General features: G+C 65.1%; 13 protein-coding genes. 7 read left to right on the top strand and 6 right to left on the bottom strand.

Annotated features, from left to right (window positions below; translation table 11 throughout):
* The first annotated feature begins 139 nt into the window (after positions 1–139).
* From hemE to PSELUDRAFT_RS01790, 7 genes are all read left to right on the top strand, one after another.
* Positions 140–1,201, top strand: coding sequence for a uroporphyrinogen decarboxylase (gene hemE / locus PSELUDRAFT_RS01820; RefSeq protein WP_088965231.1), 1,062 nt, complete (start codon positions 140–142; stop codon positions 1,199–1,201).
* A gap of 516 nt (positions 1,202–1,717) precedes the next feature.
* Positions 1,718–3,877: a primosomal protein N' gene (locus tag PSELUDRAFT_RS01815; RefSeq protein WP_231895282.1), complete on the top strand. Its 2,160-nt coding sequence runs from the start codon at positions 1,718–1,720 to the stop codon at positions 3,875–3,877.
* Entirely contained in the window at positions 3,877–5,271 is a 1,395-nt protein-coding gene (gene dacB, locus PSELUDRAFT_RS01810) for a D-alanyl-D-alanine carboxypeptidase/D-alanyl-D-alanine-endopeptidase (RefSeq protein ID WP_088965229.1), read from the top strand. The genes PSELUDRAFT_RS01815 and dacB overlap by 1 nt, the downstream gene beginning before the upstream one ends.
* Before the next feature lie 28 nt (positions 5,272–5,299).
* Positions 5,300–5,557, top strand: a complete 258-nt coding sequence (gene grxC / locus PSELUDRAFT_RS01805; protein WP_088965228.1) for a glutaredoxin 3 — start codon at positions 5,300–5,302, stop codon at positions 5,555–5,557.
* 123 nt (positions 5,558–5,680) lie between these two features.
* Complete coding sequence (gene secB / locus PSELUDRAFT_RS01800) at positions 5,681–6,133, top strand: protein-export chaperone SecB (RefSeq protein WP_088965227.1); 453 nt, start codon at positions 5,681–5,683, stop codon at positions 6,131–6,133.
* A gap of 8 nt (positions 6,134–6,141) precedes the next feature.
* On the top strand, positions 6,142–6,585 hold the full coding sequence (locus PSELUDRAFT_RS01795; protein ID WP_088965226.1) for an SH3 domain-containing protein: 444 nt from the start codon (positions 6,142–6,144) through the stop codon (positions 6,583–6,585).
* 4 nt (positions 6,586–6,589) lie between these two features.
* A complete protein-coding gene (locus PSELUDRAFT_RS01790) occupies positions 6,590–7,585 on the top strand; it encodes an NAD(P)H-dependent glycerol-3-phosphate dehydrogenase (protein ID WP_088965225.1) in 996 nt (331 codons plus the stop codon).
* A gap of 231 nt (positions 7,586–7,816) precedes the next feature.
* On the opposite strand, the gene PSELUDRAFT_RS01785 is transcribed toward PSELUDRAFT_RS01790, so the two are convergent.
* The 6 genes from PSELUDRAFT_RS01785 to aroQ form a co-directional block, all read right to left on the bottom strand.
* Positions 7,817–8,362, bottom strand: coding sequence for a redoxin family protein (locus PSELUDRAFT_RS01785; RefSeq protein ID WP_088965224.1), 546 nt, complete (start codon positions 8,360–8,362; stop codon positions 7,817–7,819).
* Between the two features lie 105 nt (positions 8,363–8,467).
* Positions 8,468–9,691, bottom strand: coding sequence for a DUF3426 domain-containing protein (locus tag PSELUDRAFT_RS01780; RefSeq protein WP_162291279.1), 1,224 nt, complete (start codon positions 9,689–9,691; stop codon positions 8,468–8,470).
* 106 nt (positions 9,692–9,797) lie between these two features.
* Positions 9,798–10,685 carry a 50S ribosomal protein L11 methyltransferase gene (gene prmA / locus PSELUDRAFT_RS01775; RefSeq protein ID WP_088965222.1) on the bottom strand — a complete coding sequence of 296 codons (888 nt, stop codon included), beginning with the start codon at positions 10,683–10,685 and terminating at the stop codon, positions 9,798–9,800.
* A 3-nt stretch (positions 10,686–10,688) separates the two neighbouring features.
* Positions 10,689–12,044 carry an acetyl-CoA carboxylase biotin carboxylase subunit gene (gene accC / locus PSELUDRAFT_RS01770; RefSeq protein WP_088965221.1) on the bottom strand — a complete coding sequence of 452 codons (1,356 nt, stop codon included), beginning with the start codon at positions 12,042–12,044 and terminating at the stop codon, positions 10,689–10,691.
* Between the two features lie 149 nt (positions 12,045–12,193).
* The gene (gene accB, locus PSELUDRAFT_RS01765) at positions 12,194–12,655 is read right to left on the bottom strand and encodes an acetyl-CoA carboxylase biotin carboxyl carrier protein (protein ID WP_088965220.1); all 462 of its coding nucleotides are present in this window, start codon (positions 12,653–12,655) and stop codon (positions 12,194–12,196) included.
* Positions 12,656–12,681: 26 nt separating this feature from the next.
* Positions 12,682–13,131, bottom strand: coding sequence for a type II 3-dehydroquinate dehydratase (gene aroQ, locus PSELUDRAFT_RS01760; RefSeq protein WP_088965219.1), 450 nt, complete (start codon positions 13,129–13,131; stop codon positions 12,682–12,684).
* Positions 13,132–13,268: the final 137 nt, after the last annotated feature.

Raw genomic sequence — 13,268 nt, 5'->3', positions numbered from 1 at the left:
GTCAAGCACATGGCATGGTCGCTCTCAAGGCACTCGTCATAGATATGCGCCACAAAAATGTGCGGCTGTTGTGGCTACATCAAGGCAGCACTCCGGGCGCAGGGTATAATGCGGCCAACCTTTTTGCCGAAACGCCGCCATGACCACGCTTCAGAACGATACCTTCCTGCGCGCGCTGCTCAAGCAGCCGGTTGACTACACCCCGATCTGGATGATGCGCCAGGCCGGCCGTTACCTGCCGGAATACCGCGCCACCCGTGCGCGCGCCGGCAGCTTCATGGGCCTGTGCACCAGCCCGGATTTCGCCACCGAAGTCACCCTGCAGCCGCTGGAGCGCTTCCCGCTGGACGCGGCGATCCTGTTCTCCGACATCCTCACCGTGCCGGACGCCATGGGCCTAGGCCTGTACTTCGCCGAAGGCGAGGGCCCCAAGTTCCAGCGCACGCTGCGCGAGGAATCCGCAGTGCTGGCGCTGCAGCCGGCGCCGCTGGAAAAGCTGCAGTACGTGTTCGACGCAGTGAGCAGCATCCGCAAGGCGCTGAACGGCCGCGTGCCGCTGATCGGCTTCTCCGGCAGCCCGTTCACCCTGGCCTGCTACATGGTGGAAGGCGGCGGCTCGGATGACTTCCGCCACATCAAGGGCATGCTGTACAGCCGCCCGGACCTGCTGCACCGCATCCTGGACGTAACCGCCCAGTCGGTGACCGCCTACCTGAACGCGCAAATCGATGCCGGCGCGCAGGCGGTGCAGATTTTCGATACCTGGGGTGGTGCGCTCAGCCATGCCGCGTACAAGGAATTCTCGCTGGCCTACATGCAGCGCATCATCGCCGGCCTCAAGCGCGAAGCCGACGGCCGCCGCGTGCCGGTGATCGTGTTCACCAAGAACGGCGGCCAGTGGCTGGAAGACATCGCCGCCATCGGCGCCGACTGCGTGGGCCTGGACTGGACCACCGACATCGGCCTGGCGCGCGCCCGCGTGGGTGACAAGGTGGCGCTGCAGGGCAACTTCGACCCCAATGCGCTGTTCGGCAGCCCGGCGGCAATCGAGGCCGAGGCTGGCCGCATCCTGGCTTCCTATGGCCAGGGCTCCGGCCACGTGTTCAACCTGGGTCATGGCATTTCGCAGCACGCCAACCCGGAGCATGCCGCCGCACTGGTGGCAGCGGTGCACAAGCTGTCGCGCCAATACCACGTATAAGAACCTGCTTTCGATCTGCTGCGCGTCGGCGATACGGCGTTAAAAACGGCTTCGGAATGCTCATTTACTATTTGTAAACTCCGCTTCCTCAGCCGTTTTCGCCTTGTCTCGCTCTAGCTCGCGAGACCGTAAACAGGTTCTGGCAGCGGTTGTAGTACAGCGCGGCCACTCGTAGCGGGTGGCCGTTTTGTTTGCCGCTTGTCAGTCTTGATCAACAGGGCTTGACAGTGCGCCGGGCAGTTGATCTTGCAGTTATGCACACCAAAATCGGGCAAAGCCGCAGGCTGTCAAGCCGTGCTGCCAGAAAAATGTGCATAAATCTAAACTGCTGATTTTTAAAGATTTATTTTTCAGATTAATTTTTGTGCAATCTAACGGCAAAGCCGCGCCGATGCGCTTTTTGCCAGTTTGCATACAGCTTGTGCACAAAGTTATCCACAGCATTTGTGCACAGATTGCGCCAAGCCGCGCCAGTGCTGGCTTGGCGCCCGGATGGGGGAAATCGTGGCGTCAACGGTGATCAGCGTATGGCTGGATGTGCCCCTGCGTGGGGCATTCGCCTACCTTCATACGCAGCCGCTGGAAAGCGGCCAACGGGTGCTGGTGCCGTTCGGCAACCGCGAGCTGTGCGGAGTGGTGGACAACAGCGTAACGCCGGATGCCATCGCGCCGGAGCGGCTCAAACCGGTGCTGCAGGTGTTCGATGCGCTGCCGCCGCTGCCGGAGAGCCTGCTGGCGCAGGTGCGCTTTGCCGCCCGCTACTATCTGCACCCGCAGGGCCAGGCCTTGTTCACCGCGCTGCCCACCCTGCTGCGCGAAGCGCGCGACGTGCGGCTGCCGGACCGTGCCTGCTACCAGCTCACTGCACAGGGCATGGGCCAGCCGCCGTCGGCGCGCAGCAGTGCCAAGCTGGCGCTGTGGCAGGCGCTGCACGAGCCGATGGAGCGCGAGGCGCTGCGCCGGGTGCATACCCAGGCCACCAGCTACCTCAAGGCCGGCCTCGCCAGCGGCGACATTGCCGCGGTGCCGTGGCAGGCGCCGGAGCTGCAGGTAAGCGGGGAGCTGACGCTGAACGACGAGCAGCGCGAGGCGCTGGACAGTGTGGCAGCCAGCCTGACGCGCTTCGAGCCTTTCCTGCTGCACGGCATCACCGGCAGCGGCAAGACCGAGGTCTATCTGCAGCTGATCGCCCAGGTGCTGGCCGCTGGCCGCCAGGTGCTGGTGGTTATTCCGGAAATCAACCTTACCCCGCAGCTGATCGACCGCTTCGCGCGCCGCTTCCCGGCCACGCGCATCGTCTGCCTGCACAGCAACCTGGCCGATGGCGAGCGGCTGGAAGGCTGGTGTGATGGCTGGCTGGGCCGCGCCGGCATCGTCATCGGTACCCGGCTGGCGGTGTTCACCCCGCTGCCGCGGCTGGGGCTGGTGATCGTGGACGAAGAGCACGACGGCTCCTTCAAGCAGCAGGACGGCCTGCGCTACCACGCCCGCGATCTGGCGGTGTGGCGTGCCCACACTGCCGGCGTGCCGGTGCTGCTGGGCAGCGCCACACCCAGTCTGGAAACGGTGGCCAATGTCGAGGCCGGGCGTTACCGCAAACTGGTGCTGAGCCAGCGTGCGCACGGTAGCGCCAGCCTGCCGCAGGTGGGGTTGGTGGACATCCGCCGCCAGAAGCTGGTGGAAGGGTTGGCCGCACCGGTGCTGGAGGCGCTGAAGCAGACGCTGGAGCGGCGCGAGCTGAGCCTGGTGTTCATCAACCGCCGCGGCTACTCGCCGGTGCTGGCCTGCAGCGCTTGCGGCTGGACCTCGGCGTGCAAGCACTGCAGCGCGCGCATGGTGCTGCACCTCTCTGCCCGGCAGCTGCGCTGCCACCATTGCGGCGCTTGCGAGCGCATTCCGCTGCAGTGCCCGTCCTGCGGCAACCCGGACGTGCAGCCGCTGGGCGAGGGCACGCAGCGGCTGGAATCCGCGCTGCAGCGCATGCTGCCCGAGGCGCGCATCCTGCGCATCGACCGCGACAGCACCAGCAGCAAGGCAGCATGGGACGCCATCTACCAGCGGGTGCATGCCGGCGAGGTGGATATCCTGGTGGGAACGCAAATGCTGGCCAAGGGTCATGACTTTGGTGCGCTGTCGCTGGTGACGGTGCTGGGTAGCGACGGCGGGTTGTATTCGGCGGATTTCCGCGCCGGCGAGCGCCTGTTCGCGCAGCTGATGCAGGTGGCCGGCCGAGCCGGTCGCGCCGGGGTGCCGGGCAGGGTGCTGGTGCAGACGCAGTGGCCGGAGCATCCGCTGTACCAGGCGCTGCAGCGCCATGATTTCGACGGCTACGCCGCCAGCATGCTGCAGGAGCGGCGCGAGGCGGGCTTTCCGCCGGCGGCGTTCCAGGTGCTGCTGCGCGCCGATGCGCCGGCCTATGCCGATGCCGGGAGCTTCCTTGATACGCTGCTGGCGCAGCTGGGCGAGCTGCCGGATGGCCTCGACGTATTCGGCCCGGCGCCGGCATTGATGGTGCGCCTGGCAGGGCGCGAGCGCGCACAACTGACTTTCGAGGCCGCCAGCCGCCCGGCGCTGCACAACTGGCTGCGTGCGCAGCTGCCGCTGATCGAACAACTGGCACGCAAGGCGCCGCGCGGCATGCGCTGGTCGCTGGATGTCGACCCGCTGGAGATGTGATGAAACGACTTTTGCTGTTGCTGGCCGTGGTGGCTGCACCCTTGTATGCGGCGGCGCCGGCCGGATTCAACGATGACGAGATCGCGCTGTGGGCGGCGCCGGTGGAAGGCGGCGTGTTCGAAGCGCATCGCGCCGAGCAGGCGGTAAACCCGGCCTCAACCATGAAGCTGCTTACCAGCTGGGCGGCGCTGAACCGGCTGGGCCCCAACTTCCGCTGGCAGACCGAATTCCGCAGCAGCGCGCCGCTGCAGAATGGTGTGCTGCAGGGCGATCTGTACTGGCTGGGCCGTGGCGACCCGCGGCTGGACAGTGCGCGCCTTACCGAGATGCTGCGCCAGCTGCGGCTGCGCGGCGTGCGCGACATCGCCGGCCGGCTGGTGCTGGACCAGAGCGCCTGGCAGGGCCTGGGCGCGGCGGACGGCTTCGGAGGCGATGCCGACCGGGTGTTCACCGTGGCGCCGCATACCCACCAGCTGAACCTGAAAGTGGCCTGGCTGCGTTACTACTTCGACAACGGTCAGCCGCAGGCACTGCTCGACCCGCCGCTGCCGGGCGTCAGCGTGGACAGCCGCCTGCAGGCGGCCGCCGGCAATGGCAGCAGCTGCGGCGATGTGCGCCGCTACGTGAAAGTGGTACAGCAGGGCGCGCGGCTCGGTGTCAGCGGCAGCCTGCCGCCGGCCTGCGACGGTGCGGCCAACTATGTGAACCTGCTGGACAGCAACGAGTTTGCGCAGCAGGCGTTTGCCGCGCTGTGGCAGCAGCTGGGCGGTAGCGGCCCGCGTGGTCTGGCGCTGGCCACCACCCCGGCTGGCGCGCGCAGCCTGCTGCGGCAGGATTCCGCCGACACCCTGGCCGGCGTGCTGGTGGACATGAACAAGTACAGCAACAACACCATGGCGCGCAGCGTGCTGCTGACGCTGGGGGCGCAATACCCGGCCAGCGGCAACACCTTTGCCGACGGCGAGCGCCAGCTGCGCAGCCTGCTGGTCGAGCATGCCCTGCCGCAGCAGCCGCTGCTGCTGGAAAACGGCGCCGGCCTGTCGCGGCGCGAGCGGGTGAGCGCGCAGCTGCTGGGCGAGGTGCTGCGCGATGCGCTGCGTGGCCCCTACGGGCCGGAGCTGGCGGCCAGCCTGCCGCTGGCCGGCGAGGACGGCACGCTGAAGAAGCGGCTGGGCGACGTAGGCGGCAGCCTGCGGCTGAAAACCGGCTCGCTGGACAATGTGCGTGCGCTGGCCGGCTACTGGCAGGCGCCCTCCGGGCAGCGGCTGGTGCTGGTCGCCATCGTCAATTCGCCGCGCGCCGACAAGCTGACGCCACAACTGGATGCCGCGGTGGCGGCGCTGGTGGCGCGCTATCAGGCAAGGTTGGCCGCAAGCGCGGCTGCGGGCTTATAATCGGACCACTTTTCTGCAGGAACCCAGTATGCAACCCGTCACCATGTATACCACCGCGGTATGCCCCTACTGCATCCGCGCCAAGCAACTGCTGTCCAGCAAGGGCGTGACCAGTATCAAGGAGATCCGCATCGACCTGGACCCGGTCGAGCGCGACAAGATGATGAGCATCACCGGCCGCCGTACCGTGCCGCAGATCTTCATCGGCGAAACCCATGTCGGCGGCTGCGACGACCTGGTGGCGCTGAATGTCGCCGGCAAGCTGGAACCGCTGCTGGCAAGCTGACCGGTCGCGACTGACATTTTTTCATGCGATGATGCATGCCAAGCCACCCGGCCGGACTTTTGCCCGGCCAGATGGCAGCGACTTCAACCCCGCACCTGCCCGGTGCCTTCGAGATAGCACAATATGAGCGAGCAACAACAGCTGGAACCGGTTTTCTCCATTGAAAAAATCTACGTGAAGGACCTGTCCTTCGAAGTGCCGCACGCACCGCAGATCTTCCTGGAACAGGAACAGCCGGAAATCGACATGCAGCTGGCCAACAGCGGTCAGCAGCTGGACGAGGGCATCTTCGAATCCGGCATCACCATCACCGTTACCGCCAAGCTGGCCGACAAGGTCATGTTCCTGTGCGAAGTGACCCAGGCCGGCATCTTCCAGATCCGCAACATTCCGGCAGAAGACATCGACCCGATCCTGGGCGTGGCCTGCCCGAACATCCTGTTCCCGTACGCGCGCGAAGCGGTATCCAACCTGGTAGGCCGCGCCGGCTTCCCGCCGGTGCTGCTCAGCCCGATCAACTTCGAAGCCCTGTACCTGCAACAGCGCGCCTCCCTGGCTGAAGCCGGCACCGCCTGATCTCAACCATGAAGCGACATCTGTTCGTTGCTGCCGCCGTACTCGCCTCGCTGGCCGGTACGGCGTTTGCGCTGGAGTTCCGCTCGGTGAAGGAAACCGGCGTTGCCCTGTACGATGGTCCCACCCTCAGCGCCAGGAAACTGTTCGTTGTCAGCCGCTACTACCCGGTGGAAGTGCTGACCACGCAGAAGGACTGGTCGCGGGTGCGTGACGCCACCGGCGGCATCGCCTGGATTCCGGGCGCCGCGCTGTCCAACCGCCGCACGCTGCTGGTGGTGGCCGACCGCCTGCCGGTACGTGAAGCGGCCGACGACAAGTCCAAAGTGCTGTTCTGGGCCGAGAAGGACCTGGTGCTGGACATGGCCGACGAGCCGCAAAGCAGCTGGGTAAAGGTCAAACACCGCGACGGTACGACCGGTTACGCCAGGATCGGCGGCTTGTGGGGGCTGTAAGCGCATGCGAATAACCGTTATCGGCGCCGGTGCCTGGGGCACCGCGCTGGCCATAGCCTTCAGCCGCCAGCATGAGGTGACGCTGTGGGGCCGCGATGCGGCGCAGATGGTGGACATGCAGGCCAACCGCCTCAATCGCCGCTACCTGCCGGATTGCCCGCTGCCGGAGCGCCTGCACCTGTCTGCCGACCTGTCCGAGGCGGTGATGGGCGTGGAGCTGGCACTGGTGGTGACACCGATTGCCGGCTTGCGGCCAACCCTGAAGGAGCTGGCGCGTCTCAAGGTGGATGCGCCGCTGCTGTGGGCGTGCAAGGGTTTCGAGGCCGGCTCCAGCCTGCTGCCGCACCAGGTGGTGGCCGAGGAGTTTCCGCGGCTGAAAACCATTGGCGTGCTGTCCGGGCCGAGCTTTGCCAAGGAAGTGGCACTGGGGCTGCCGGCGGCGGTATCGCTGGCATCGGAAAACTACGCCTTTGCCCGCGACTTCGCGCGCGAGCTGCACAGCCCGCTGCTGCGCATCTACGCCAACGACGACCTGGTGGGTGTGGAGGTAGGCGGCGCGGTGAAGAACGTCATGGCCATCGCCACCGGCGTGGCCGACGGCCTGGGCTTCGGCATGAATGCCCGCGCCGCACTGATCACCCGCGGCCTGGCGGAAATCACCCGCCTGGCGATGGCGCTGGGTGGCAGCCAGCAAAGCATGCAGGGCCTGTCCGGCGTTGGCGACCTGATCCTGACCTGCACCGGTGCGCTGTCGCGCAACCGCCAGGTGGGGCTCAAGCTGGCCGAGGGCAAGTCGCTGGAGGCCATCCTGCAGGAGCTGGGCCACGTGGCCGAAGGCGTGCCTACCGCACGCGAGGTGCTGAAAATGGCCGAGCGGCTGCAGGTGGACATGCCGATCACTGCTGCGGTGTGCGAGCTGCTGTATCACCACGCCACGCCGCAGAGCGTGGTGGAAAGCCTGCTCGGGCGTACGCCCAAGCCGGAATTCGGCCACGGCTGAGAGCTTGCGGCCAACATGAAAAAGGCACCTTGCGGTGCCTTTTTCAGGCTGCTGACGAAGTACCTCGCTTCCACTCTACCGGACCCGGCCAAGCCGGGCCGCTCCAGCGAAGTCCTTGAGTCGGCAGCCTTCCCGTTTACATAACAAAGCCCTTTCGCCAGGCGAAAGGGCTTTGTCGATATTCTCAAAAGGCACCTTGTGGTGCCTTTTTTACGTCTGGCGAGGGCTCACTCAAGCCGGCTGGCTGCCGGGCAAGGCCTGCTGCGTGGATAGCAGCGCGCTGCGGATGCGGGCCAGGTCGAAATCGTCGTCGACATCGTCCAGCCGCTGCGCGTACAGGATGCGGTCGTTATCGTCCACCAGCCACAGTGCCGGGCAGGTCATGCCGGCCAGCGGGTAGTCCTGCAGCAGTACGCCGAAGTGCTTGTGAAAATCGCGGCCGCGCAGGGTGGACAGCAGCACCACATTGGGCAGGCCGTGTTCCTTGCGGCTGCGGTGCAGGCTGAAGGGCGAGTCGACGCTGATGACGATGAATTGCAGCAGCGACCAGCCTTCCAGCTTGCGGCGCAGCTCCTGCAGCAAGGCCAGGCCGCCCTGTTCCGCATCCAGCGACAGCAGGGTAAGCACCAGCTTGGTTCGCCCCAGAAAGGCCTCCAGCGATACGTCGCGCAGGTGTTCATCCACCAGCATGAAGCTGGGCAGAATCTGGCCGGTTTCCGGGAAGCTGCCGGCTACCGCCAGGCTTTCGTCGCCGTAACGCAAGAAATGCTGTGCCATGCTGGTCTCCTGTAGGCGTTTTCCTGCCTTTCATGGTGGCCCAGGCTGCATAAAAAGCAAGGTTGGCCGCGGCCAACCTTGTGCATGGCTAACTGGTGTGCGCGCTCAGGGGTAGTAGAAGTCCAGGCTGTAGCCCTGGGCCTTGCCCTCGGTGACTTCCATGCGCAGCTGGATCTTCACCTCGCTGTTGGCATTGAACTGGCCGAGCTTGAAGTCGGATGTTGCCAGGTATTGTTGTGGCTGTAGCACCTTGCGCAGCAGCACCTGGTCGTTGCCATTCTTCAGGGTCAGCTCCATCAGCGGGTAGTTCTGCGGGTAGGCGGCCAGGTTCTTCAGCGTGGCGTTGAGCTGGATCAGCTTGTCCTGGCCGGGGACGAAGGCCAGTTCCGACCATTCGGTGCGGATCAGCTGGCGGTCGCTGGGCAGCGGCACCTTGCAGCCCAGGTGGCTGCAGACAGCTTCCAGCAGCGGACGCAGCTCCGGCAGCTCGGCGGCGGCACGGGTACGGTTGATGAACAGTGCCTGTGCCAGCAGCAACAGCAGCAGCACTACCGCCAGCAAGGCCAGCAGCGTGGTGCGCCACCACGGGCGGCCGGGGGTATCGTCCTGCGGCGGCAGCGGCTGTTCGCGCTCCGGCACCATGGCGGGCAGCGGTGGCGCGTGTTCATCCTCGTCTTCCGCCGGCCAGTCCGACGGCACTGCCGCCTGCAGCGGGGCAGGGCTGTCCGTGTCGTCGAAGGGGTTGCTGGCAAGGGGTTTTTGCGGCGTGTCGCCGGCTTTGTGCGGGCGCAGTGCCGCGGCCAGCGCTTGTTCGAATTCGGCCAGTTGCTGGTGACCACCCTGTTCGGCGCTCTGTTCCGCATCCTGGGCGGCGGCACGGAAATCCGCGCCGATGCTGTGATCCGCCGGCGCCTCGGTGGCAACGTCATGCTGGCGCAGCAGATCGAAGTCGGGCAGGTCGAAGTCTGCCGCTGCCTCCGGCATGGTGGCGGCTGGCAGCGGGCTGGCCGCTGGTGCCGGTATTTCTGCAGCTGCCTCTGCTTCGGCCGGCGCCGCGGCGGCATCCGGCTGGAAGTCGGGCAACTCCAGCTCGAAGTCGTCGTCTTCCGGCGTGGCCGCTGCGGCAGCGTGCGCCGCCGGTGGCGTTACCGGCTGTGCCGGGGTGGCGGCCGGCGCTGCGGGCGCCTCCTGCTCGGCGGCAATATGGCTGGGGGCGTGGAACACATGATTGCAGCGGCCGCAGCGCACCATGCCACCGGCCAGTGCCAGGTGGGCGTCGGTGACTTTGAACTTGGTCTGACAGGCGGGGCACTGCGTGGTATGGCTCATGTCGGGGTCTGTTTTGCCGGGTTGAGGTTGGCCGCACCGTGGCGCGGGCATGCAAAAAGGGCCGCTGGTATTACCGGCGGCCCCTGTGCGTGCTGACTGGCAGCGATCAGCGCTTGCTGCCGGTCAGGCGGGTCCAGCCTTCATCGAAGACTGCCGGTTCCATGTCGAACCACTGCGCGTAGATGGCGGACAGTTCGTCGGCCTGTTCGGCCAGGATGCCGGAGAGCACGATTTTACCACCGGTTTTCACGTGGCTAGCCAGTAATTCGCCCAGCATGCGCAGCGGGTTGGCCAGGATATTGGCCACTACCACGTCGTATTCACCGCTCTGCAGGCTGTGCGGCAGGCCGAAGTCGCCGGTCACGCCGTTCTGTGCCGCGTTGTCGATGCTGGCGCGCACTGCCTGGGCATCGATATCGATGCCGCGGGTGTGGCCGGCGCCCAGCTTCATGGCGGCAATCGCCAGAATGCCGGAGCCGCAGCCGTAGTCGAGTACGCTTTCGCCGCCCTTGATATTGCTATCCAGCCATTGCAGGCACAGGCGGGTAGTGGGGTGGCTGCCGGTGCCGAATGCCAGGCCCGGGTCCAGCTGCAGGTTGATGGCAGCCGGGTCCGGCGATACGTGCCAGGTGGGGGTGATCCACAGCCGGTCTGAGATGCGGATCGGGTCGAACTGGCTCTGTGTCAGGCGCACCCAGTCCTGCTCTTCCACGCGGCTCAAGTGGTACTGCGGTACCGGGATGCGGCAATCGTTGGCCGCAGCGGTGATCAGCAGTGCCACGTCGGCATCTTCGGCGAACAGGGTGTTGATCAGGCTGTGGCTCCACAGCTGGTCTACCGGCTCGCCCGGCTCACCGAAGATGGGCTGCTCGGCAGCGGTGCCGGCCAGCGCGTCTTCGATGGTAGCCGACAACGCACCGACGTCCATCAGGGCGTCGGCCAGTTTCTCGGCAATGGCCGAATCGGCCTGGATGGTGGCTTGCAGCCAGGGCATGTGTCAGCTGCCTTTCTTCATCTGCGACAGGCGCTCTTCCAGATAGTGGATGCTGGTGCCGCCCTGGCGGAACGCAGCGTCCAGGAACAGTTCCTGATGCAGCGGGATGTTGGTCTTGATACCGGTGATCACCATTTCCGACAGCGCGACGCGCATGCGGGCCATGGCCTGCTCGCGGGTGTCGCCGTAGGCGATGAGCTTGCCGATCATGGAATCATAGTGCGGCGGAATGGTGTAGCCCTGGTAAATGTGCGAATCGATGCGGATGCCCGGGCCGCCGGCCGGGTGGTAGCTTTCGATCTTGCCCGGCGACGGAATGAAATTGAACGGGTCTTCCGCGTTGATGCGGCATTCCATGGCATGGCCCTTGAACACCACCTGATCCTGCTTGAAGTGCAGCTTCTCGCCGAAGGCGATGCGAATCTGCTCCTGCACGATGTCGATGCCGGTGATCAGCTCGGATACCGGGTGTTCCACCTGTACGCGGGTGTTCATCTCGATGAAGTAGAACTCGCCGTTCTCGTACAGGAATTCAAAGGTACCGGCGCCGCGGTAGCCGATGCGGCGGCAGGCGTCGGCGCAGGCTTCGCCGATCTTCTGGCGCTGCTCGGCGGTAATGCCCGGTGCCGGCGCCTCTTCGATGATCTTCTGGTGGCGGCGCTGCATCGAGCAGTCGCGCTCGCCCAGGTACACGGCATTGCCGTGTTCGTCGGACAGCACCTGGATCTCGATGTGGCGCGGCTGCTCCAGGAATTTTTCCATGTACACGGTGGGGTTGCCGAAAGCGGCACCGGCTTCGGTACGGGTCATGTTCACCGAGTTGATCAGCGCGGCTTCGGTGTGCACCACGCGCATGCCGCGGCCGCCACCGCCACCGGCGGCCTTGATGATCACCGGGAAGCCGATCTTGCGGGCGATCTTGGTGATTTCCTTCGGGTCGTCCGGCAGCGCGCCGTCGGAGCCCGGTACGGTGGGCACGCCGGCTTCGATCATGGCGTGCTTGGCCGATACCTTGTCGCCCATCATGCGGATGGTTTCCGGGCGCGGGCCGATGAACACGAAACCGGATTGCTCCACGCGCTCGGCGAAGTCGGCGTTTTCCGACAGGAAGCCGTAGCCCGGGTGGATGGCCTGGGCATCGGTTACCTCGGCAGCGGCGATCAGCGCCGGCACGTTCAGGTAGCTCTGGCCGGATGGTGCCGGGCCGATGCACACCGACTCGTCGGCCAGTTTCACGTACTTGGCGTCACGGTCGGCTTCGGAGTGCACCACCACGGTCTTGATGCCCATTTCGCGGCAGGCACGCTGGATGCGCAGCGCAATTTCGCCACGGTTGGCGATGAGGATCTTTTCAAACATGTTCGCTTCTCCCGGCAAAACCCCCCGGCTCAGGTGCGCTTGCGCGACAGGGGGTTCAGCCCGGGCTGTTCTGGCAGCCCTAACAACACGTCAAAAACGGAAAGGGCACCTTGTCGTGCCCTGTCGTCGGTATTCTATAAGTTGGCCGCTTATTCGATGATGAACAGCGGTTCGCCGTATTCCACCGGCTGGCCGTTTTCCACCAGAATGGCCTTCACCACGCCGCTACGCTCGGCTTCGATCTCGTTCATCAGCTTCATGGCTTCGATGATGCACAGGGTGTCGCCGGCGTTGACGGTCTGGCCCACTTTCACGAATGCCTCGGCGTCCGGGCTCGGCTTGCTATAGAAGGTACCCACCATCGGGGATTTCTGCGCCTTGCTCATGTCGGCGGCCGGTGCGGCTTCGGCAACCGGGGCTGCAGCGGCGGCTACCGGGGCGGCGGCCATGTGCGGCGCTACCTGGTAGTGCATCGGCTGGGCCATTGCCATCGCGTGATTGGCGGAGACACGGGTGATGCGAACTTTTTCTTCGCCCTCGGTCACTTCGAGTTCAGCAATGCCGGATTCCTCGACGAGATCGATCAGCTTTTTCAGTTTGCGCAGGTCCATGGTTTTCCTTCGGTAATTATTCGGTGTTATGCCGGCGTGGCCAGACGCTTCATCGCGTGGGCCAGGGCCAGCTCATAGCCATGAGCGCCCAGGCCGCAAATAACGCCAACCGCCAGATCGGAGAAATACGAATGATGGCGGAACGGCTCGCGGGCGTGGACGTTGGACAAGTGGACTTCGATAAACGGTACCTTGACCCCGGAAATTGCATCGCGGATGGCGACACTGGTATGGGTAAAGGCAGCCGGATTGATGATGATCATCGCCGTACCATCGGTCAGGCAGGCATGGATGCGTTCGATCAGGATATGTTCGGCATTGCTTTGCAGAACATCCAGTTCGAAGCCGCCAGCCGTGGCCTGCTCACGCAGTCGGGTATTGATGTCATCCAGGGTGTCCCGGCCATAGTGCTGGGGCTCGCGCAGTCCGAGAAGATTCAGATTGGGGCCGTGCAGCACGAGGATTTTTCGGGTCAAGGTGTTGGTCCCTGTTTTGATATGGCCGCGAGTTTGCCGCAATTGGCAGCAAGATGTCCAGCAATTGCCACATTTCAAACAATCGTTTGCGAGGCGCTGCTGTTGGTAAAATGCTGCGGCTTCGAGTGAAAGCACTA

Origin of the sequence: Vogesella sp. LIG4 (assembly GCF_900090205.1) — a bacterium.
GTDB lineage: Bacteria > Pseudomonadota > Gammaproteobacteria > Burkholderiales > Chromobacteriaceae > Vogesella.
The sequence above is the reverse complement of the archived record's forward strand: the minus strand, read 5'-3'. Positions and strand labels throughout refer to the sequence as shown.

Coding starts and splice junctions, on each gene's coding strand:
- hemE (WP_088965231.1), top strand. CDS start 140: ATGACCACGCTTCAGAACGATACCTTCCTGCGCGCGCTGCTCAAGCAG.
- dacB (WP_088965229.1), top strand. CDS start 3,877: ATGAAACGACTTTTGCTGTTGCTGGCCGTGGTGGCTGCACCCTTGTAT.
- grxC (WP_088965228.1), top strand. CDS start 5,300: ATGCAACCCGTCACCATGTATACCACCGCGGTATGCCCCTACTGCATC.
- secB (WP_088965227.1), top strand. CDS start 5,681: ATGAGCGAGCAACAACAGCTGGAACCGGTTTTCTCCATTGAAAAAATC.
- PSELUDRAFT_RS01795 (WP_088965226.1), top strand. CDS start 6,142: ATGAAGCGACATCTGTTCGTTGCTGCCGCCGTACTCGCCTCGCTGGCC.
- PSELUDRAFT_RS01790 (WP_088965225.1), top strand. CDS start 6,590: ATGCGAATAACCGTTATCGGCGCCGGTGCCTGGGGCACCGCGCTGGCC.
- PSELUDRAFT_RS01785 (WP_088965224.1), bottom strand. CDS start 8,362: ATGGCACAGCATTTCTTGCGTTACGGCGACGAAAGCCTGGCGGTAGCC.
- PSELUDRAFT_RS01780 (WP_162291279.1), bottom strand. CDS start 9,691: ATGAGCCATACCACGCAGTGCCCCGCCTGTCAGACCAAGTTCAAAGTC.
- prmA (WP_088965222.1), bottom strand. CDS start 10,685: ATGCCCTGGCTGCAAGCCACCATCCAGGCCGATTCGGCCATTGCCGAG.
- accC (WP_088965221.1), bottom strand. CDS start 12,044: ATGTTTGAAAAGATCCTCATCGCCAACCGTGGCGAAATTGCGCTGCGC.
- accB (WP_088965220.1), bottom strand. CDS start 12,655: ATGGACCTGCGCAAACTGAAAAAGCTGATCGATCTCGTCGAGGAATCC.